We start from the raw sequence: 18,931 nt of genomic DNA, 5'->3' as shown, positions 1-18,931 counted from the left end.
GAGCCCCGTTTTTGGTGTTTTAAGCAGGTTAGTCAACGCGTGGCGACTATAGGGTCGTAGTTGTTATGCAATAAAATAATAAAAGATTACATACTTAGCTGGATTTGCTCGGATTCATCCTGCCGGGTGGTAAGCGAACAGCGCCGGCGAGCCTCCGGTGTGCAGGAACAGCAGGGGCCCCTGCTGGGCGAAACGCTGGCGGGCGACGCCATCGAGCAGGCCGGCCATTGCCTTGCCGGTGTAGACCGGGTCGAGCAGCAGTCCTTCGTGGCTCGCCAGCAGGCGCAGCGCATCCAGCGTGCCGGCGTTGGGCTCGCCGTAGCGCGGGGCGAAGTACTCATCCCAGAGTTCCACCTTCGGCGCCTTGGCCGTGTCCTGGCCAAGCAGTTCCAGCGTGCGCTGGATCAGGCCTTCCACTTTCGGCCGCTGCGCGGCGTCGGTGCGCGAGACGGTCACGCCGATCACCGGCAGTTCCGGCAGGGCATCGGCCAGTGCCACGGCCAGTCCGGCATGGGTGCCGGCGCTGCCGGAGGCCAGCACCACGGCGGCGAAGCGCTGGCCGCTGTGGCGGATCTGCTCGGCCAGCTCCAGCCCGGCGCGTACGTAGCCCAGCGCGCCGAGGGCGTTGGAGCCGCCAATCGGTACGAGGTAGGGCTTGCGGCCTTCGCGCAGCAGGCGCTCGCCGGTCTGCTGCAACAGTTCGTCGGCGGTGTCCAGGTTGGCGACCACTTCGACCTCGGTGCCGAACAGGTCGAGCAGCAGGCGGTTGCCGTTGCTCAGGTAGTTGTGGTCGGCGGTGCCGATGGGGTTTTCCAGCAGCGCCATGCAGCGCAGGCCCAGCTTGGCTGCCACCGCGGCTGTCTGGCGTACGTGGTTGGACTGGATCGCCCCCGCCGTCACCAGGGTGTCGGCGCCGGCGCGCAGCGCATCGGCGGCGAGAAACTCGAGCTTGCGTACCTTGTTGCCGCCCAGTGCGAAGGGCGTGGCGTCGTCGCGCTTTACGTGGATATCGCGGCCCAGCCGGGCGGAAAGCCGCTCCAGCTTTTCCAGCGGCGTCGGGCCGCCGGCCAGTTCGAGACGAGGGAAGCGGGCGAGCGATTCGCGCAGGGAGCTCATGTGGGAATCCCGGATCAATCCTGTGAAACGGTCACGATAGAGCGACAGACGCGCATCGGCAATGCACTGGTGGCGCGCATGACGCGGTGTCGCAGCGGAATGTCGCGTCTGGCTGGTGCAACGGGGTGGCGCAGGAATGCCGCGGGCTGTGAATCAATGTGCGGACAGCCGTGCGGCGAACCGCTACGCTCCATCTTCAGACCCGGAACGCCAGCGTTGAATCGGGCAGATGACGAGAACATTCATTCCAGGGGCGGGACATCCAATGACACCAGTTGTAATTCCGGTCGCCAGCAGCCGAGGTTCGCTGCGGCGCTTGTGCATCCTGTTGTTCGGCAGCGTTGCGCTGCTGCTGGGAGGCATGGCTCCGGCCCATGCCGACCGCATACTGCCCTCGGGCATGATGGTGGGCTTCGTCGACAACGCGGTCTATCCGGTGATCACCCTTAAGCGCCCCAAGCCGAGCCTGCTGCGGCAGGTGATCACGCTCGGGTTCTACAAGAGGACCATCAGCTATCCGCTGTCGGTTTCCGTCCGCATCCGTGACGAGGACAACCGCTTCATGGTTCACGGGCTGTTGCCGAAGATCAACGGCAAGTTCGTCGGCCTCAAGCTCGGCCTGGACCAGCGGATCAACCAGATCTGGGTGATGACCTATGAGGAAGCGTCCGAGTACGTCACCCGTCCGGATACGCTCTTCCCGCCGACCGGAGGGGCGTGAACGGCATCGCCTGCAGCCGGAACGGGGCTGGATCGGCTATCATGTGTGCCGTTCCAGTCTCTTGTAGAACCCCAGACCCATGACTTCCTCTCAGCAGCCGCCCCGCGACGACAGCGCGGAATCCACTCAAGACGCTTCCACGCTGTCTCTGACCGACCTCGCCAAGGCCGCCCTGGCGGCACAGAAACAGGCGAGTACGGCCTACCAGCACCGCAAGCCGCACGACAAGGCTGAATTCCGGCCACCGCATCCGCGCGGCTCCCGCCGCTCGATGGGCAAGCGCTGAGACGACCTTCCGCCGGTAAGCCCTTCAGGCAAGGTATTTGTCGGGGGCTTGCAGGCTGAACTGCATCGCCGCGTTCGGGTCGAACTCCCACCGCCATGCACCGGCGGTCGTTCGAATCACCAGCCCGCTTTCGCGAAGCCGTCAGGGAATGACAGACGCGCCGCCCGTCCGGCGCATCGCGTAGCAAGGAGAAGCCATGAAATACCTGATCCCCGTACTGTCCCTGCTGGCCCTGGGTGGTTGCATCACCATGACCGGCAACTACGAAGTCAGCGCCCACGACGAGGCAGGCAACGCCCTGGGCAAGGGCAAGTTCCTCGCCCACGGCAGCGGCATCTATACCGTGCGCAACTCACTCTGCTCGGTGTATCCGAAGGCCATCGTGACCATCCGTGACGTGGACACGGACCAGGAGCTGGAGGGCGAGAGCCCGTACCATTGCCACAAGTAGCGGCAGGCTGGCCAAGGGGTGCTTTGGCGTCCCCACTGGAGCGCTCGTGCGCGAGCAAGCTCGCTCCTACAGATAATCCGTGCCTTTGTGCAATAGACGGCTCGCGGGCGGCCCCTGCCGGTATCAATCAGCTCAGGCCACGGCTCAGTTGTCGGCTTGGGCTGGCTGCCCGATCTGCTGCGCCTGCCCCTGCTGCAGCGTCCACTCCACCACCTGCGCGGCGAGCTGGTCGGCGGCCTTGCCGAAGGCGGTGACCACTTCCGCCACCTGCTTGCCGTCCACCGCCTGGCGGACCTCGAAGCTGCGCGAGGCGACGATGCGCTGGCCGAGCGTGCGCACCAGGCGCGCGTCGTAGCGGATGTGGATCACCGGTTCACCGTTCTGGTATTCGCTCTGGAAGGCGCGCAGTTCGCCGGTGAGGTCGAGGTCGGCCTGCAGGCTGTTTTCGTCGCTGCTCAAGGCTCGGATGCTGCCGTTGGCGGTGAAGGCGTCGAGCAGGCGATCGCGCAGCAGGCCGGGGGCTCGGTTGCTCCAGCGCGCGCCCTGGTAGCTGCTGAGCTGATTGCCCTGCGGGATCACGGCGATGCGGTTGCTGTCCAGTGCGAGGCTCGCACTGGGCGCGCTGACCCGCAGTGACCAGTCCACAGCCGCGTTGTTGCGCTGCGGTTGCTGGGCGGCCGGCAGCAGGTAGAAGTCCGGGGTTTCCGCTTCCGGAAGAATCGAGCAGGCACTGAGCAGTCCGAGCAGGGCGGCGACACCGAGCAGGCGGGGAAGGGCGATCATGGCTGGAACTCCTTGTTGCGTTCGCGGCCGAGCAGGTAGCCAGCGGGGTTTTCCTGCAGGCGCCGGGTGACGCCGCGCAGGTCCTCCAGGGTGGCGCGCAGTTCGCGCACGGCGGGGCCGATTTCGCCCAGTCCGCTGAGGCCGCCGTTCACCGCGTCGTAGTTGTTGTTGAGCAACTGCTCGATCCGCTCGCTGCTGACGCGCAAGGCGGCCAGGGTCTTCTGGGTGTCGTCGAGGATGGCCGGACCGCGGCTGCCGAGGGTCTGGTTGGCGCGTTCGAGCAGTGCACTGGCGTTGGCCAGGGTGATGCGCGCCTGTTCGCTGGCGGCGGCCATTTCCTTGATGGTCTGGCGGATGTCGGCGCGCTGCTCGGCGATCACGCTGGTGGCCTGGTCCATGTGGTCGAGGGTGCGGCTGATGTGGTCGACGTTCTCCTGGGAGAACAGCCGGCTGGCGTTGGCGAGCAGGGTGTTGACGTTGGTGGCGATGTCTTCGCCATTGGCCAGGAGCTTGGCCAGTGGCGAGGGGATGGTCTTGATCACCGGGATGCTGCCGTCCTGGCTGACCAGCGGCGGGCTGTCCTGGGCGGCGCTGGAAAGCTGGATGATGGCCTGGCCGGTGACGCCGGTGAGCGCCAGCTTGGCGCGGGTGTCTTCGCGGATCGGTGTACTGTCGTAGACGCGGATGCGCGCGCGGACCTTGCGCGGATCGTTCGGATCCAGGCGCAGGGAGACCACGTCTCCCACGCGGATGCCGCTGTACTGCACGGTGCCGCCTTCGGAGAGGCCGGTCACCGCTTCGTTGAAGATCACATCGTAGAACTTGAACTTCTGGTCGTTGCTCGACTGCGCCAGCCACAGCGCGAAGAGCAGTGCGCCGATCGAGACGATCAGGGTGAACAGGCCGATCAGCACGTGATGGGCACGGGTTTCCATTCAGCTTTCCTCCCGCAGGTGTTCGGTGGCCTGCAGCGCGGCACGGCCGCGTGGGCCGTGGAAGTAGTCCTGCACCCAGGCGTCGTTGGTCTCGGCGACCTGATCCAGCGGCCCCACTACCAGCACGCGCTTTTGCGAAAGCACGGCAACGCGGTCGCAGATGGTGTAGAGGGTGTCCAGGTCGTGGGTGACCAGGAACACGGTGAGGCCGAAGGCGTCGCGCAGGGTCAGGATGAGTTGGTCGAAGGCCGCGGCGCCGATGGGGTCGAGCCCTGCAGTGGGTTCGTCGAGGAACAGGATGTCCGGGTCCAGCGCCAGGGCGCGGGCCAGGGCGGCGCGCTTGACCATGCCGCCGGAGAGTTCGGCGGGGTACTTGGCGCCGGCATCCGGCGGCAGGCCGGCGAGGGAGATCTTCACCTTGGCCATGAACTCGGCGTCGGCGCGGGACAGGCCCGCATGCTCGATCAGCGGCAGGCAGATGTTCTCGCTCACGCTCAGCGAGGAGAACAGCGCGCCGTTCTGGAACAGGACGCCGAAGCGTCGCTCCAGCTTCGAGCGCTGCGCCGGCGGCAGTTCCAGCAGGTTCTGGCCGAACACCTGGACGCTGCCTTCGCTGGGCTGGCGCAGGCCGATGATGCTGCGCAGCAGCACCGACTTGCCGGTGCCCGAGCCGCCGACCACGCCGAGGATCTCGCCCTTCATCACATCCAGGTCGAGGTGCTCGTGCACGGCGTGGGTGCCGAAGCGGTTGGCCAGGTCGCGGACGACGATGATTGGTTCGCTCACCAGCCCATCTCCATGAAGAACAGCGCGAACATGGCGTCCAGCAGGATCACCACGAAGATCGACTGGACTACGGCGGAGGTGGTGTGTTCGCCCACCGACTGTGCGCTGCCGCTGACGCGGAAGCCTTCCAGGCAACCGATCACGGCGATGATGAAGGCGAACACCGGGGCTTTGACGATGCCCACCAGGAAGTGCTGCACGGCGATGTCGTTCTGCAGCATGTAGAGGAACATGCGCGGCGAGATGTCCAGGCTCAGGGCGCAGACCACGCCGCCGCCGAAGATGCCGGCGATCATCGCCAGGAAGGTCAGCAGCGGCAGGGCCAGCAGCAGTGCGAGCACCCGGGGCAGGACCAGCAGCTCCACCGGATCCAGGCCCTGGGCCTGGATGGCGTCGATCTCCTGGTTGGCCTTCATCGAGCCGATCTGCGCGGTGAAGGCGCTGGCGGTACGGCCCGCCAGGAGGATGGCGGTGAGCAGCACGCCGAATTCGCGAAGGAAGGAGAAGCCCACCAGGTCGACGGTGTAGATCGCCGCGCCGAACTTCTGCAGCACCGTGGCGCCGAGGAAGGCCACCACCGCGCCGACCATGAAGGTCAGCAGGGCGACGATGGGCACGGCGTCCAGGCCGGTCTGTTCCATGTGCGCGGCCAGCGAGGTGATGCGCCAGCGGCGAGGCCGCAGCAGGCTGCGCATCAGCGTCTGCAGGGTCAGGCCGATGAAGCCGAGAACGCCGACCAGGTGATCCCAGAAGGTGACGGTGGCGATGCCGATGCGTTCGAGTATGTCGACCAGCGCGTTGCCCGGTGGCGGTGCCTTTTCATCGAGCCGGCACTGGGTGATGGCGCCGCCCACGGTGCGCAGCAGCGCCTGGCGCTCGGGCGGCAGGTTGCGGGCGATCTGCTCGAGCTGGCTCATCCGCGCGCCGCCGATGACTTCGGCGAGCAGCGCGGCGCCGGCGGTGTCGAGGGCGCCGAGTTCGCTGAAGTCGAGGGTGGCGATGTTCTGTCGCTGCTCAGCCAGCCCGCGCATCTGTTGCTGCAGGCTGGTGAAATGGGCGAGCGTCCAGTCGCCGCTGACGTGCAGCAGTGTCTGGGTGGCGGATGAGTCCAGCCGAAGCTGGCCGGCTTGAGCGGGCGCGATCATGCAGGGAGTCTAGCGAAGTTCTTCGATGGAGCCATTCGTCGGGTGGGCCTGGTTCTCGTAACGGGATATTTCTGGACTTTGTTAGCAAGCTAACTAAAATTCGCCCGGTCGGTTTCCTGCCGGTGGTCTTGCCATGCCTGCTCTGCCTCCTTCGTTGTCTGCATTCGCCCAGGCCATCTTACGCCCCCGGGTGGTCGATCTGCAGTTCGCCATCAAGGCGGTGCTGGCGGGCGGGATCGCTCTCTACCTGGCGTTCGTCTTCCAGTTGCAGCAGCCGCAATGGGCGCTGGTCACGGTGTTCGTGGTCAGCCAGCCGTTGAGCGGCATGGTGCTGGCCAAGAGCGTGTTCCGCCTGCTTGGCACGCTGACGGGGGCGGCCATGTCGGTGGCCCTGGTCGCCTGGCTGGGGCAGGCGCCCTTGCCGTTCCTGCTGGCGATGGCGCTATGGCTGGCGTTCTGCACCGCCGGGGCGTCGATGCTGCGCAATTTCTCGTCCTACGGCTTCGTGCTGGCCGGCTATACCGCCGCGATCGTTGCCCTGCCAGCCTCGGCCGCGCCGCTGATGGTCTTCGACCAGGCCGTGGCCCGCTGTTCGGAGATCGGCCTGGGCATTGCCTGTGCTTCCCTGGTCAGCGTGCTGCTGTGGCCGCGCAGCACGGAGCAGCAGTTGCTCGAGCAGGCGCGCAAGGTCTGGTCGTCGACGCTGAAGGCGGCGTCCGCGGAAATGCTGGGCACCGATGAACACGCGGCGCTGATCGCTACCCTGGGCAGCATTCTGGAGCTGGATGGGCGGCAGGAGCAGGCGTGGTTCGAAGGTCCGACGGGGCGTCGGCGAGTGCCTGCGTTGCGTGGGCTCAATGCCGCCCTGCTCGGCCTGCTGCGCGCCGCGCGCCGGGTTGCGCGGGAGGGACGGTTGCTCGACGCCGCCGTCGAGCTGGCCGTGCGCCCCTGGCGCGAGCAGGTGCGCAAGTGCCTGGAGAATGCGCAACAGCCCGACTTCACCGCCTGCCGGGAGCATCTGCTCGGTGCGCTGGAGAACGTCGTAGGTGCACAGGAGCGCGATTACCTGGAATCTCTGCTGGCGGTGCTGGATCGGGGCCGGCAATCCCGGCGCAGCCTGGAAGTACTGCTTTACGGTGAAGCGACACGCGAGGCGCCGGCGCTGATCGTCTGGCACCGGGACGTCGAGCGCGGGCTGCTGTTCGGCCTGCGCAGCGCCCTGGCATTTCTCTGCGTGGCGGGGTTCTGGGTGGTCAGTGCCTGGCCCAGCGGCCTGGGCGCGGTTTCCATCACCGGTGTGGTGCTGAGCCTGTTCGCCAGCCGTGACGAGCCAGCCGGCGCGGGCCTGAACTTCCTGCGCGGCATCCTCCTCTCGATTCCCGTGGCGGCGGTTGCCGTGCTGGTGATCCTGCCGCGATGCGAAGGATTCACGGCGCTCTACAGCGTACTCGGCATACCGCTGTTCATCGCGGCGCTGTGCACGACGCGGCCGGCCATCGCCGCAATGGCATCGGCCTTCTGCATCTTCTTCGTGAAGAACGTGGGGCCGAGCAACCAGATGGTCTACGACCTCGACCACTTCCTCAATTCGGCGTTGGCGACGGTGCTGGGCGTGGGGTTCGCGGTGCTGGTGTTCAACCTGGTGGAGCTGCGGCCGGGGCGCCGCCACTACCGGCGAGTGCTCGGCGCACTGCTGGCCGACCTGGCACGGCTGACTCGTGGCCCGCTGCCCAGGCTGGAGGCCTGGTTCGACGGGCGCAGCGCCGACCGCCTGCTGCGCCTGGTGCAATACCAGGACGGCCTGCCGCGGGAACGCCGCGCCCAATGGCGGGGAGGGCTGTTCGGCCTGGCGTTGGCGGACGAACTGCTGTTCCTGCGCGACAGCCTGGGCACGGCGCGGGGGCCGCTGCGGCGCGCGCGGGACTCTTATCTGGCGCGGTTGCGGCAGTTGCTGCTCGACGGCGGGCCGCGTAACGACCGGGAGCATGCGCTGGATGGAGTCGAGGAGGCGCTGTCGGCTGCGTTGCAGGGCAATCGCTGGCTGGAGGAAGGCCAGCGCCGCCGGGCACGGGCCGCCGTCGGCCAATTGCGCTCGATCTGGTTGCGCTGGTGCCGGGAGGCTGCGGCCGACGCACCGGTGCGCTTCGTCACCCTGGGAGCGACAGGCCGCCGCAATTGACCGTGGCTGGCGACAGCCACTAAGCTGCGCGCCTGCTTCAGGTGCCCCCGGTGCAAGTCGGGGGTGAAACAGGGAAGCCGGTGAAGTCCGACCTCGCGGTCCGACCAGTCCGGCGCTGCCCCCGCAACGGTAAGCGAGCATCGAACCGCATTCCGCCACTGTGCCATCGGCATGGGAAGGCGCGGTTTCAGGAGCCTGTCACGGCCCACTCGCAAGCCCGGAGACCGGCCTGCTGCATGTCATGGCATCGCGGTGGGCGCTGTCGAGCGTTCCGGCGGATCGACCGCCGGGGCGCTACCGTCCTCCGCCTGCCTTTTTCGGTCAGAGCCGCGCGGGTGAGAGCGGCGGAGTGAGTTCACGTGAAGCATTTCCTCTATTGGCCGACAGCCCTGGCGCTGGGCGGCTTCTCCTGCATCGGCCTGGCGGCGGACGAAGCGCCGCTGGTGCTCGACGATCAACTGGTGACCGCCACGCGCACCGAGCGCCGCGCCGAGCAGACGCTCGCTTCGGTCAGCGTGCTGGACCGCGCCGACATCGAGCGCAGCCAGGCGCAATCGGTGCCCGACCTGCTGCGGCGGCTGCCGGGGATTTCCCTGGCCAGCAACGGCGGCCCCGGCAAGGCCACCAGCCTCTACCTGCGCGGCAGCGAATCCGACCATGTGCTGGTGCTGATCGACGGCATCAAGGCCGGCTCGGTTTCGTCCGGCGGTGCGTCCTTGCAGGACTTGCCGGTGGCGCTGATCGAGCGCATCGAAGTGGTGCGCGGGCCGCGTTCCAGTCTGTACGGTTCCGAGGCCATCGGCGGGGTGATCCAGATCTTCACCCGACAGGCACTGGAGCCGGGCTTCAAGCCCTGGGTCTACGCCGGGGCGGGTAGCCAGAGCACCTACGAAGGCAGCGCCGGAGCCTCGGCCGGCAACGGTCGCGGCTGGTTCGCCCTCGGCGTATCGAGCCTGGATACCGCTGGCATCGACGCCAAGGCCAACGGTGCCAGCGGCCATGAGCCGGACCGCGACGGCTACCGCAACCTGTCCGGTTCGCTGCGTGCCGGCTACCGTTTCGACAACGGCCTGGAGCTGGACGGCAGCCTGCTGCAAACCGATTCGCACAACGACTTCGACACGGTGAACAGCCGCCGCACCCAGGGCTTCGATGCCTACAACGATGGCGTGCAGCGGGTGATCGGCGGCCGCGCGCGCTTCGCGCCGCTGGAGCCCTGGCGGGTGAGCCTGTCCGCCGGGCGCAGCGAGGACAAGTCCGATGCCTACCAGGACGGTGCCTTCTACTCGCGCTTCGACAGCCGTCGCGACACCGCGTCCTGGCAGAACGACCTGGACCTCGCGCCCGGCCACACCCTGACCCTGGGCTACGACTGGCAGCAGGATGAACTAAGCAGTTCCACCGACTATGCGTTGACCTCCCGCGACAACCGCGGCACCTTCGCCCAGTACCTGGGCAGCGCGGGGCGGCATGACTGGCAACTGAGCCTGCGCCACGACGACAACCAGCAGTTCGGCAGCCGCAACACCGGCAACCTCGCCTGGGGCTACGCGCTGACCGACGCCGTACGGGCCTTCGCCAGCTACGGTACGGCGTTCAAGGCGCCGACCTTCAACGAACTCTATTACCCTGGCTACGGCAACCCCGACCTGGATGCGGAAACCTCGCGCAGCGTCGAACTCGGCGTGGACGGTCGCCACGGCTGGGGCCACTGGGCGGTGAACCTGTACCGCACGGCGATCGACGACCTGATCGCCTACGACTCGGCATTGCGTGCGCCGGACAATATCGACCAGGCGCGCATCCGCGGTGTCGAACTGCAGCTGGGCAGCCAGTGGCGGGACTGGGTGTGGAACGCCAACGCCAGCCTGCTCGACCCGGAAAGCCGCGCCAGCGGCAACCGTGGCAACGACCTGCCGCGCCGCGCCCGGCAGTTGTTCAACCTGGACCTCGACCGGCGCCTCGACGCGCTGAGCCTGGGCGCCAGCCTGCACGCCGAAGGCCGCCGCTACGATGACCTGGCCAACCGCAATCGCCTGGGCGGCTTCGCTACCCTGGACCTGCGCGGCGAGTATCGACTGAACCCGGAGTGGCGTCTGCAGGCGCGCCTGAGCAACCTGTTCGACGCCGATTACCAGACCACCCTGGGCTATGAGCAGCCCGGCCGCGCCGTACTCTTCGGCGTGCGCTACCAGGCCCTTTGAGAGGAGAGAGACCGATGAGCGAATCCCCGGAAAAGGACGAACGCCACCGTTCGCGCATGCAGCGCAAGAAAACCGTGGTCGACGAGAAGATCGCCCAGGCCCAGGGCGAGCGTGGTGTGTTCCTGGTCCACAGCGGCAACGGCAAGGGCAAGAGCAGCTCGGCCTTCGGCATGGTCGCCCGCGCCTTGGGCCACGGCATGAAGGTGGGCGTGGTGCAGTTCATCAAGGGCGCCGCCACCACCGGCGAGGAGGCCTTCTTCCGGCGTTTCCCCGAAGAGGTCAGCTACCACGTGATGGGCGAGGGCTTCACCTGGGAGACCCAGGACCGCCAGCGCGACATCGCCAAGGCCCGCGAGGCCTGGGACGTCGCCCGCCAGTTGCTGGGCGATCCGCAGGTCGGCCTGGTGGTGCTGGACGAGGTGAACATCGCCCTCAAGCACGGTTACCTGGCGCTGGACAGCGTGCTCGCCGACATCGCCGCCCGTCCACCGATGCAGCATGTGGTCGCCACCGGGCGTGGCGTGCTGCCGGCGATGGTCGAGGCGGCCGACACCGTGACCGAGATGGGCCTGGTGAAGCATGCCTTCAAGGCCGGGATCAAGGCGCAGAAAGGGGTGGAGTTCTGATGGCTGCCGTCGTGCCGGAACGCACCTGATGTCCGACTCCCGTCAGTGCCCCGCACTCCTGATCGCCGCCCCGGCCTCCGGCCAGGGCAAGACCACCGTGACCGCCGCCTTGGCACGCCTGCACACGCGCCTTGGACGCCAGGTGCGGGTGTTCAAGTGCGGGCCGGATTTCCTCGACCCGATGATCCTCGCCCGCGCCAGCGGCGCGCCGGTCTACCAGTTGGACCTGTGGATGGTCGGCGAGGACGAGAGCCGGCGGTTGCTTTGGGAAGCCGCCGGCGAGGCCGACCTGATCCTGATCGAAGGCGTGATGGGGCTGTTCGACGGTTCGCCCTCGGCGGCCGATCTCGCCCGCCGCTTCGACGTGCCGGTGATGGCGGTGATCAACGGCCAGTCGATGGCCCAGACCTTCGGCGCGCTGGCGGTCGGCATGGCTACCTACCAGAGCGACCTGCCATTCTCCGGCGTGCTCGCCAACCGCATCGGCAGCCAGCGCCACCGCGACCTGGTGCGCGACAGCCTGCCGGAATGGATCCGCTGGTATGGCGCGCTGCCGCGCGACACCGAGGTGGAACTGCCCAGCCGTCACCTGGGCCTGGTGCAGGCCGACGAACTGGCCGACCTCGACGCCCGCCTGGACGCCGCCGCCGATGCCCTGGCCGCCAGCGCCAGTACCGAGCTGCCGGCGCCGGTGTGCTTCGCGGCAGCCGGGCCGCGCGCCGCGCTCGGTCGTCTCGACGGCGTGCGGATCGGCGTGGCGCGGGACAACGCCTTCGCCTTCCTCTACCAGGCGAACCTCGATCTGCTGCGCGCACTGGGGGCCGAGCTGGTGTTCTTCTCGCCATTGTGCGACAAGGCGCTGCCTGCGGTGGACAGCCTCTACCTGCCCGGCGGCTACCCGGAATTGCACCTGCGCGCGCTGGCGGAAAACCTCTCCATGTCCCAGGCGATCCGTGCTCACCATGACGCGGGAAAGCCGATCCTCGCCGAGTGCGGGGGCATGCTCTATCTGCTCGACGCGCTGGCCGACGTGGATGGCGTACGCGCCGAACTGCTCGGCCTGCTGCCCGGCGAGGCACGCCTGCAGAAGCGCCTGGCGGCACTGGCGCTGCAGGCCGTGGCGCTGCCCGAAGGCACGCTGCGCGGCCACACCTTCCACCATTCGCTGCTGGACAGCCCGGAACCACCGCTGGCCCGTGGCGTCTGTCCGAACGACAAACCGGTGGCCGAGGCGGTGTTCCGTCGTGGCCGGCTTACCGCGTCCTACATCCACTTCTACCTGCCGTCCGCTCCGGACGCCGCGGTGGCCCTGTTTCGACCATGACCGACCATGACTCAGCACGCCTACAGCCTTGAAGAACGCGCCGCGCTCTACCGCGCCATTGCCGAGCGCCGCGACATGCGCCACTTCAGCGGCGGCGAGGTGGCGCCCGAGCTGCTTGCCCGTCTGCTGGAGGCCGCCCATCAGGCGCCCAGCGTCGGCCTGATGCAGCCGTGGCGGTTCATCCGTATCACCGCCAGGGCGTTGCGCCAGTCGATCCACCAACTGGTGGAGGACGAACGTGTGCGCACCGCCGAGGCGTTGGGCGAACGCTCCGCCGAATTCATGCGGCTGAAGGTGGAGGGGGTGCTCGACTGCGCCGAAGTGCTGGTCGCCGCGCTGATGGACGGCCGCGAGGCGCATGTGTTCGGCCGCCGCACGCTGCCGCAGATGGACCTGGCCTCGCTGGCCTGCGCCCTCCAGAACCTCTGGCTCGCCTCCCGCGCGGAGGGCCTGGGCATGGGTTGGGTGTCGTTGTTCGACCCGGCCGCCTTGGGCGAACTGCTCGGCCTGCCCGTCGGGGCCGAAGCGGTGGCGGTGATCTGCCTCGGGCCGGTGAGCGAGTTCTACCCGGCGCCGATGCTGGCCCTGGAGGGCTGGCGGCAGCCGCGCCCGCTCGGCGAGCTGCTGTTCGAGAACCACTGGGGGGAGCAGCCATGAGCCTGGCGCTGTTGAGTGTGCTCGGGGTGGCGCTGGACGCGCTGCTGGGCGAGCCGAAGCGCTGGCACCCGCTGGTGGCCTTCGGGCGCTTCGCCGATCGACTGGAGCGGCGCTTCAATCGATCGCGCACGGATGCGGCGGCCGACACGCCCGGTCTGGGCTGGCGCAGTCATGGCGTTACCGCCTGGGTGCTCGCGGTCATTCCGCTGACCTTGATCGCAGGGTTGCTGAGCCTGCTGCCCCAGGTCGGCTGGCTGGTCCAGGCGCTCGCCCTGTATGCCGCGCTGGGCCTGCGCAGCCTGGGTGAGCACGCCGAACCGGTGGCCCTGGCATTGCGCGGCGGCGATCTGAACGAAGCGCGTCTGCGCGTGGGTTGCATGGTCAGCCGCGAAACCTCCGCGCTGGACGAGACCGCCGTGGCCCGCGCGGCCACCGAGTCGGTGCTGGAGAACGGCAGCGACGCGGTGTTCGCCGCGCTGTTCTGGTTCGCCGTGGCCGGCGCTCCGGGCGTGGTGCTGTATCGGCTGAGCAATACCCTCGATGCGATGTGGGGTTATCGCAACGCGCGCTTCGAACGCTTCGGCTGGGCGGCGGCGAAGATCGACGATGTGCTCAATTACATCCCGGCGCGACTGGTGGCGCTGACCTACGCGCTGCTCGGGCAGACCCGCCTGGCACTGCGCTGCTGGCGCACGCAGGCGCCGCAATGGGACAGCCCCAACGCCGGCCCGGTGATGGCCGCCGGTGCCGGCGCCCTGGGTGTCGCGCTGGGCGGTGCGGCGCGCTACCACGGCGCGCTGCATGAACGTCCGCAACTGGGCGAAGGCCCGGCGCCGAGCGCGGCGGACATCTGGCGCGCGCTGGCCCTGGTGCGCCAGGGCGTGCTGCTGTGGCTGGCGCTCATCCTGATTCCGGGAGTGCTCTGAATGCTCGAACATGGTGGCCGGTTGCGCCGGGCGGCGCAGCACTATGGCATCCCGCTGGCGGAGTGGCTGGACCTGTCCACCGGCATCTCGCCCTGGCCCTGGAGCCTGCCGAACATCCCGGCCAGCGCCTGGATGCGCCTGCCGGAAGACGACGATGGCCTGGAAGCCGCCGCGCGCCGCTACTATGGCGCCGAGACGCTGCTGCCGCTGTCCGGCAGCCAGGCGGCCATCCAGTTGCTGCCGAGGCTGCGCCGGCCGGGCAAGGTCGGCGTGGTCTCGCCCTGTTATGCCGAGCATGCCCATGCCTGGCGTAGCGCCGGGCATATCCTGCGGGAAGTCGGCGATCACGAAGTGACGCATCACCTGGAGCGTTTCGATGTGCTGGTGGTGGTCAACCCGAACAACCCCACCGGCCGACGCATCGATCCCGGCGTTCTGCTGGAGTGGCACGCGCGGTTGCACGAGCGCGGCGGCTGGCTGGTGGTGGACGAAGCCTTCATGGACTGTACCCCGGAGCAGAGCCTGGCCCCCCGTTGCGCAACCCGGCCGGGGCTGGTGGTGCTGCGATCCTTCGGCAAGTTCTTCGGCCTGGCCGGCGCGCGGCTGGGATTCGCTTTCGCCGAACCGCGCCTGCTGGCGGGCCTTGCGCAGTCGCTCGGGCCCTGGGCGGTGAACGGTCCGACGCGTTGGGCGGCGCAGGCGGTGCTGGGCGATCTCCACGAACACATCCAGCGCCGCCGCGACCTGGCCGAGGCCAGCCGGCGTCTGGCGGGGCTGCTCGGCGAGCATGGTTTCGCCCCCCAGGGCGGCACGTCGCTGTTCCAGTGGGTGGTGTCGATGCAGAGCCCGGTACTGCGCGAGCACCTGGCGCGCCAAGGGATTCTCGTGCGCCTGTTCGACTCGCCCGCCAGCCTGCGCTTCGGCCTGCCGGCGGACGAGGAGGGCTGGCGGCGCCTGGAGCATGGTTTGCACACCTTCAAGCAGATGGAGAACCTGCGATGACCTCGCCGACGGGGCAGGCCGAGAGGCTGATGGATCAGGGTGCGACATTGATGGTGCAGGGCACGACATTGATGGTGCAGGGCACCACCTCCGACGCCGGCAAGAGCACCCTGGTGACGGCGCTGTGCCGCTGGCTGCGTCGCCAGGGCGTGGCGGTGGCGCCGTTCAAGCCGCAGAACATGGCGCTCAACAGCGCGGTCACCGCCGACGGCGGCGAGATCGGCCGCGCCCAGGCGGTCCAGGCCCAGGCCTGTGGATTGGCACCGCACACCGACATGAACCCGGTGCTGCTCAAGCCCAACAGCGACATCGGCGCCCAGGTGGTCATCCACGGCCGCGCGGTGACCAGCATGAACGCCGCCGCCTACCACGACTACAAGCGGGTGGCGATGCAGGCGGTGCTGGAGTCGCACGCGCGTCTCGCCGCGCAGTACCCGGTGGTCATGGTGGAAGGCGCGGGCTCGCCGGCAGAGATCAACCTGCGCACCAACGACATCGCCAACATGGGCTTCGCCGAGGCGGTGGACTGCCCGGTGATCCTCGTCGCGGACATCGACCGTGGCGGCGTGTTCGCGCATCTGGTCGGCACCCTGGAGTTGCTGTCCGTGAGCGAGCGGGCGCGGGTGAAGGGCTTCGTGATCAACCGCTTCCGGGGCGACATCGCGCTGTTGCAGAACGGCCTCGACTGGCTGGAACAGCGCACCGGCGTGCCGGTGCTGGGCGTGCTGCCATACCTGATGGATTTCCACCTGGAAGCCGAGGACGCCATCGACCTCCGCCAGACCGCCAAGAGCGGCGAATGTCTGCGCGTGGCGGTACCGGTGCTGCCGCGCATCAGCAATCACACCGATTTCGACCCGCTGCGTTTGCACCCACAGGTGGAGCTGAGCTTCGTCGGGCCGGGGCAGCCGCGGCCGCCGACGGACCTGATCATCCTGCCCGGCTCCAAGAGCGTTCGAGCCGACCTTGCCTTCCTCCGCGAGCAGGGGTGGGATACGGCGATCCAGCGCCACCTGCGCTATGGCGGCAAGCTGCTGGGGATCTGTGGAGGGTTGCAGATGCTGGGACAGACCCTGGCCGACCCGCATGGACTGGAAGGCGCGGCGGGGGAGAGCGACGGCCTCGGCCTGCTGGACTTCCGCACCGTGCTGGAGCCGGAGAAGCAACTGCGCAATGTCCGCGGCCGGTTGGCGCTGGAGGATGCCGAGGTGGCCGGGTACGAGATTCATGCCGGCGTCAGCGAAGGCCCGGCGCTGGAATGTCCCGCCGTCCGCCTGGGCGATGGTCGCGCCGATGGCGCCGTGAGTGCGGACGGCCAGGTGCTGGGCACCTACCTGCACGGGCTGTTCGAGTCGCCGGCCGCCTGCTCGGCGCTGCTGCGCTGGGCGGGATTGCGCGAGGTGCGGAGCATCGATTACCACGCGCTGCGTGAGCGCGACATCGAGCGCCTGGCCGACCAGGTCGAGGCGCATCTGGATACTGCACGATTGAAAGCACTATGCGGGCTGTAGGGGGGCTCTTCGTAGGAGCGAGCTTGCTCGCGAACAAATTTCCTCGAACGCGCCGGGGTCGGGCGGTTCGCGAGCAAGCTCGCTCCTGCAGATATCGATTTATCCGGAGACAACATGCTTGAACTGATCCTCGGCGGCGCCCGTTCGGGCAAGAGCCGCCTGGCCGAGCGCCTGGCGCTGCAAAGCGGCCTGCCGGTCACCTATGTCGCCACGGCCCAGGCCGGCGATGGCGAGATGTCTACGCGCATCCTCCAGCACCGCGAGCGCCGTCCCGCGCAGTGGGGGCTGGTGGAGGAGCCGCTGGCCCTGGCCGGGGCGCTGGAGCGCCTGGCCGATCCACAGCGCTGCGTGCTGGTGGATTGCCTGACCCTCTGGGTCACCAACCTGCTGCTGCATGAAGACGGCTGGCGCCTGCGCGGCGAGATCGATGCGCTGCTGGAGGCGCTGCCGCGCCTGCCGGGACGGATCATCCTGGTCAGCAACGAAACCGGGCTGGGCGTGGTGCCGATGGGCGAGCTCAGCCGCCGCTATGTCGACGAGGCCGGCTGGCTGCACCAGTCGCTGGCCGAGGTCTGCGAGCGCGTGGTGTTTACCGTCGCCGGCCTGCCCACGGTGTTGAAGGGGAATGCGTTATGAGTCTGCAATGGTGGCTGCAAGGTACCCAGCCGATCGACCGCGTGGCGCAGGACAAGGCCGCCGCGCGCCAGGACCGGTTGACCAAGCCGCGCGGCGCGCTGGGCCGCCTGGAAGAGGAAACCATCCGTCTGGCCGGCCTGCAGGGCCGCGAGCGGCCGACGCTGGAACACCTCTGGATCGCCCTGTTCGCCGGTGACCACGGCGTGGTGGCCGAGGGCGTATCGGCCTATCCGCAGGCGGTGACCGTCGAGATGCTGCGCAACTTCGTGCGCGGCGGCGCGGCGATCAGCGTGCTGGCGCGTGATCTCGAGGCGCACCTGGAGGTGATCGACCTCGGCACGGCGACGCCGCTGGAACCGCTGCCGGGTGTGCTGCACCTGATGGTTGGCGCCGGCACCGCGAACTTCACCCGGTCGCCGGCGATGACCGCTGCGCAGTGCCTGACCGCCCTGGAAGCCGGGCGCGAGTCGGTGCGCCGGGCGCAGCAGGCCGGCGCGGAGCTGTTCATCGGCGGCGAGATGGGTATCGGCAATACCAGCGCGGCGGCCGCGCTGGCCTGCGCGCTGCTGGATGAACCGGCGCAGGCGCTGGTCGGCCCCGGTACCGGGCTGGATGCGCAGGGGGTGGCGCGCAAGGTCGAAGTGATCGAGCGTGCCTTGGCCTTGCACCGCCCCCAGTGCGACGAGCCTTTCGAAGCGCTGTGCCGCCTCGGCGGTTTCGAGATTGCCGCGCTGGCCGGCGCTTACCTTGCCTGCGCGCAGAAAGGCATTCCGGCGCTGGTGGACGGCTTCATCTGCAGCACGGCTGCGCTGTGCGCCACGCACCTCAACCCCAATTGCCGCGACTGGCTGCTGTTCGCCCATGCCGGTGCGGAACCGGGGCACGACCGTGTGCTCAGCGCGCTCAACGCGCAGCCGCTGCTGGACCTCGGCCTGCGCCTGGGCGAGGGCAGCGGCGCGGCGCTGGCGGTGCCGCTGCTGCGCCAGGCCTGCCGGCTGCACAGCGGCATGGCCACCTTCGCCGAGGCGGCGGTGTCGGATCGCCCGGCATGACGCTGTTCCTGGACCTGCTGCGCCACGGCGAAACCGAGCAGGGCGGCGGCTTTCGCGGGCGCCTGGACGATGCGCTGACTGAAACCGGTTGGGCACAGATGCGGGCGACGGTTGGCGAGGCGTGCCGCTGGTCGGCGGTGGTCAGCTCGCCGCTGCGCCGCTGCGCCGCGTTCGCGCAGGAACTGGCGGGCCGCCACGGGCTGCCGCTGAGCCTGGACGCCGACCTGCGCGAGCTGGACTTCGGCCAATGGGAAGGCCTTTCGCCAGCTAAGCTGATGGAAAGCGATGCCCAGGCGCTGGGGCGTTTCTGGTCCGATCCCTACGCGTTTCCTCCGCCCGACGGCGAGCCGTTGGGTGACTTCGAACTCCGCGTATTCCGCGCACTGGAGCGGTTACACCGCGACCACGCCGGCGCCTGTGTACTGGTGGTGACCCACGGTGGCGTGATGCGCCTGCTGGGGGCATTGGCTGGTGGCTTGCCGGCCCGGCGTTTGCTGGAGGTGGTGGTCGATCACGGCCAGTGCCTGTCGCTGGCCGTGGCGCGTGAAGGCGAAGGCTGGCGAATCCAGCAGGCGGAACGGCGATGAGCGA

19 protein-coding genes and 1 riboswitch are annotated in these 18,931 nt (G+C 68.6%); of the genes, 14 read left to right on the top strand and 5 right to left on the bottom strand.

The window, feature by feature from the left end:
• Window positions 1-114: 114 nt before the first annotated feature.
• Window positions 115-1,116, bottom strand: coding sequence for a D-cysteine desulfhydrase (locus H681_RS18135; RefSeq protein WP_015478332.1), 1,002 nt, complete (start codon window positions 1,114-1,116; stop codon window positions 115-117).
• A 265-nt stretch (window positions 1,117-1,381) separates the two neighbouring features.
• On the opposite strand from H681_RS18135, the gene H681_RS18130 reads away from it, so the two are divergent.
• From H681_RS18130 to H681_RS18120, 3 genes are all read left to right on the top strand, one after another.
• Window positions 1,382-1,837 carry a hypothetical protein gene (locus H681_RS18130; protein WP_051070445.1) on the top strand — a complete coding sequence of 152 codons (456 nt, stop codon included), beginning with the start codon at window positions 1,382-1,384 and terminating at the stop codon, window positions 1,835-1,837.
• A 79-nt stretch (window positions 1,838-1,916) separates the two neighbouring features.
• Window positions 1,917-2,123, top strand: a complete 207-nt coding sequence (locus tag H681_RS18125) for a hypothetical protein (RefSeq protein WP_015478330.1) — start codon at window positions 1,917-1,919, stop codon at window positions 2,121-2,123.
• Window positions 2,124-2,319: 196 nt separating this feature from the next.
• Window positions 2,320-2,574 carry a hypothetical protein gene (locus H681_RS18120; RefSeq protein WP_015478329.1) on the top strand — a complete coding sequence of 85 codons (255 nt, stop codon included), beginning with the start codon at window positions 2,320-2,322 and terminating at the stop codon, window positions 2,572-2,574.
• A 144-nt stretch (window positions 2,575-2,718) separates the two neighbouring features.
• On the opposite strand, the gene H681_RS18115 is transcribed toward H681_RS18120, so the two are convergent.
• Genes H681_RS18115 through H681_RS18100 form a run of 4 tightly spaced genes read right to left on the bottom strand, consistent with a single transcriptional unit; the run spans window position 2,719 to window position 6,223 of the window.
• Window positions 2,719-3,357, bottom strand: a complete 639-nt coding sequence (locus H681_RS18115; protein WP_015478328.1) for an ABC-type transport auxiliary lipoprotein family protein — start codon at window positions 3,355-3,357, stop codon at window positions 2,719-2,721.
• Entirely contained in the window at window positions 3,354-4,292 is a 939-nt protein-coding gene (locus H681_RS18110) for an MlaD family protein (protein ID WP_015478327.1), read from the bottom strand. Before H681_RS18110 ends, H681_RS18115 begins: the two co-directional genes overlap by 4 nt.
• A complete protein-coding gene (locus H681_RS18105) occupies window positions 4,293-5,078 on the bottom strand; it encodes an ABC transporter ATP-binding protein (protein ID WP_015478326.1) in 786 nt (261 codons plus the stop codon).
• A complete protein-coding gene (locus H681_RS18100; RefSeq protein WP_015478325.1) occupies window positions 5,075-6,223 on the bottom strand; it encodes an ABC transporter permease in 1,149 nt (382 codons plus the stop codon). Before H681_RS18100 ends, H681_RS18105 begins: the two co-directional genes overlap by 4 nt.
• Before the next feature lie 133 nt (window positions 6,224-6,356).
• Here H681_RS18100 and H681_RS18095 point away from each other — a divergent pair, with 133 nt between their 5' ends.
• From H681_RS18095 to cobC, 11 genes are all read left to right on the top strand, one after another.
• Window positions 6,357-8,402, top strand: a complete 2,046-nt coding sequence (locus tag H681_RS18095) for an FUSC family protein (protein ID WP_051070444.1) — start codon at window positions 6,357-6,359, stop codon at window positions 8,400-8,402.
• Window positions 8,403-8,424: 22 nt separating this feature from the next.
• Window positions 8,425-8,649: riboswitch (cobalamin riboswitch) on the top strand.
• A 112-nt stretch (window positions 8,650-8,761) separates the two neighbouring features.
• Window positions 8,762-10,606 (top strand): TonB-dependent vitamin B12 receptor, encoded by a 1,845-nt coding sequence (btuB, locus tag H681_RS18090; protein ID WP_015478323.1) that lies wholly within the window; start codon window positions 8,762-8,764, stop codon window positions 10,604-10,606.
• Window positions 10,607-10,620: 14 nt separating this feature from the next.
• A complete protein-coding gene (cobO, locus tag H681_RS18085) occupies window positions 10,621-11,232 on the top strand; it encodes a cob(I)yrinic acid a,c-diamide adenosyltransferase (protein ID WP_015478322.1) in 612 nt (203 codons plus the stop codon).
• Between the two features lie 28 nt (window positions 11,233-11,260).
• Entirely contained in the window at window positions 11,261-12,556 is a 1,296-nt protein-coding gene (locus H681_RS18080) for a cobyrinate a,c-diamide synthase (RefSeq protein ID WP_015478321.1), read from the top strand.
• A 6-nt stretch (window positions 12,557-12,562) separates the two neighbouring features.
• The gene (bluB, locus tag H681_RS18075; protein ID WP_015478320.1) at window positions 12,563-13,213 is read left to right on the top strand and encodes a 5,6-dimethylbenzimidazole synthase; all 651 of its coding nucleotides are present in this window, start codon (window positions 12,563-12,565) and stop codon (window positions 13,211-13,213) included.
• Window positions 13,210-14,139 carry an adenosylcobinamide-phosphate synthase CbiB gene (cbiB, locus tag H681_RS18070; protein WP_015478319.1) on the top strand — a complete coding sequence of 310 codons (930 nt, stop codon included), beginning with the start codon at window positions 13,210-13,212 and terminating at the stop codon, window positions 14,137-14,139. Before bluB ends, cbiB begins: the two co-directional genes overlap by 4 nt.
• On the top strand, window positions 14,140-15,141 hold the full coding sequence (gene cobD, locus H681_RS18065) for a threonine-phosphate decarboxylase CobD (RefSeq protein ID WP_015478318.1): 1,002 nt from the start codon (window positions 14,140-14,142) through the stop codon (window positions 15,139-15,141).
• 50 nt (window positions 15,142-15,191) lie between these two features.
• Window positions 15,192-16,652 carry a cobyric acid synthase gene (locus H681_RS18060; protein ID WP_041712680.1) on the top strand — a complete coding sequence of 487 codons (1,461 nt, stop codon included), beginning with the start codon at window positions 15,192-15,194 and terminating at the stop codon, window positions 16,650-16,652.
• A 114-nt stretch (window positions 16,653-16,766) separates the two neighbouring features.
• Window positions 16,767-17,288 carry a bifunctional adenosylcobinamide kinase/adenosylcobinamide-phosphate guanylyltransferase gene (gene cobU / locus H681_RS18055; RefSeq protein WP_015478316.1) on the top strand — a complete coding sequence of 174 codons (522 nt, stop codon included), beginning with the start codon at window positions 16,767-16,769 and terminating at the stop codon, window positions 17,286-17,288.
• Window positions 17,285-18,340: a nicotinate-nucleotide--dimethylbenzimidazole phosphoribosyltransferase gene (cobT, locus tag H681_RS18050; protein WP_015478315.1), complete on the top strand. Its 1,056-nt coding sequence runs from the start codon at window positions 17,285-17,287 to the stop codon at window positions 18,338-18,340. The genes cobU and cobT overlap by 4 nt, the downstream gene beginning before the upstream one ends.
• Entirely contained in the window at window positions 18,337-18,927 is a 591-nt protein-coding gene (gene cobC, locus H681_RS18045; RefSeq protein WP_015478314.1) for an alpha-ribazole phosphatase family protein, read from the top strand. The genes cobT and cobC overlap by 4 nt, the downstream gene beginning before the upstream one ends.
• Window positions 18,928-18,931: the final 4 nt, after the last annotated feature.

This window comes from Pseudomonas sp. ATCC 13867, from assembly GCF_000349845.1.
Taxonomy (GTDB): Bacteria; Pseudomonadota; Gammaproteobacteria; order Pseudomonadales; family Pseudomonadaceae; genus Pseudomonas.
The sequence above is the reverse complement of the archived record's forward strand: the minus strand, read 5'-3'. Positions and strand labels throughout refer to the sequence as shown.

Bases quoted from the DNA above. Each gene is read 5' to 3' on its own strand.
- H681_RS18135 (WP_015478332.1), bottom strand. From the start codon at position 1,116: ATGAGCTCCCTGCGCGAATCGCTCGCCCGCTTCCCTCGTCTCGAACTG.
- H681_RS18130 (WP_051070445.1), top strand. From the start codon at position 1,382: ATGACACCAGTTGTAATTCCGGTCGCCAGCAGCCGAGGTTCGCTGCGG.
- H681_RS18125 (WP_015478330.1), top strand. From the start codon at position 1,917: ATGACTTCCTCTCAGCAGCCGCCCCGCGACGACAGCGCGGAATCCACT.
- H681_RS18120 (WP_015478329.1), top strand. From the start codon at position 2,320: ATGAAATACCTGATCCCCGTACTGTCCCTGCTGGCCCTGGGTGGTTGC.
- H681_RS18115 (WP_015478328.1), bottom strand. From the start codon at position 3,357: ATGATCGCCCTTCCCCGCCTGCTCGGTGTCGCCGCCCTGCTCGGACTG.
- H681_RS18110 (WP_015478327.1), bottom strand. From the start codon at position 4,292: ATGGAAACCCGTGCCCATCACGTGCTGATCGGCCTGTTCACCCTGATC.
- H681_RS18100 (WP_015478325.1), bottom strand. From the start codon at position 6,223: ATGATCGCGCCCGCTCAAGCCGGCCAGCTTCGGCTGGACTCATCCGCC.
- H681_RS18095 (WP_051070444.1), top strand. From the start codon at position 6,357: ATGCCTGCTCTGCCTCCTTCGTTGTCTGCATTCGCCCAGGCCATCTTA.
- cobO (WP_015478322.1), top strand. From the start codon at position 10,621: ATGAGCGAATCCCCGGAAAAGGACGAACGCCACCGTTCGCGCATGCAG.
- H681_RS18080 (WP_015478321.1), top strand. From the start codon at position 11,261: ATGTCCGACTCCCGTCAGTGCCCCGCACTCCTGATCGCCGCCCCGGCC.
- bluB (WP_015478320.1), top strand. From the start codon at position 12,563: ATGACTCAGCACGCCTACAGCCTTGAAGAACGCGCCGCGCTCTACCGC.
- cbiB (WP_015478319.1), top strand. From the start codon at position 13,210: ATGAGCCTGGCGCTGTTGAGTGTGCTCGGGGTGGCGCTGGACGCGCTG.
- cobD (WP_015478318.1), top strand. From the start codon at position 14,140: ATGCTCGAACATGGTGGCCGGTTGCGCCGGGCGGCGCAGCACTATGGC.
- H681_RS18060 (WP_041712680.1), top strand. From the start codon at position 15,192: ATGGTGCAGGGCACGACATTGATGGTGCAGGGCACCACCTCCGACGCC.
- cobU (WP_015478316.1), top strand. From the start codon at position 16,767: ATGCTTGAACTGATCCTCGGCGGCGCCCGTTCGGGCAAGAGCCGCCTG.
- cobT (WP_015478315.1), top strand. From the start codon at position 17,285: ATGAGTCTGCAATGGTGGCTGCAAGGTACCCAGCCGATCGACCGCGTG.
- cobC (WP_015478314.1), top strand. From the start codon at position 18,337: ATGACGCTGTTCCTGGACCTGCTGCGCCACGGCGAAACCGAGCAGGGC.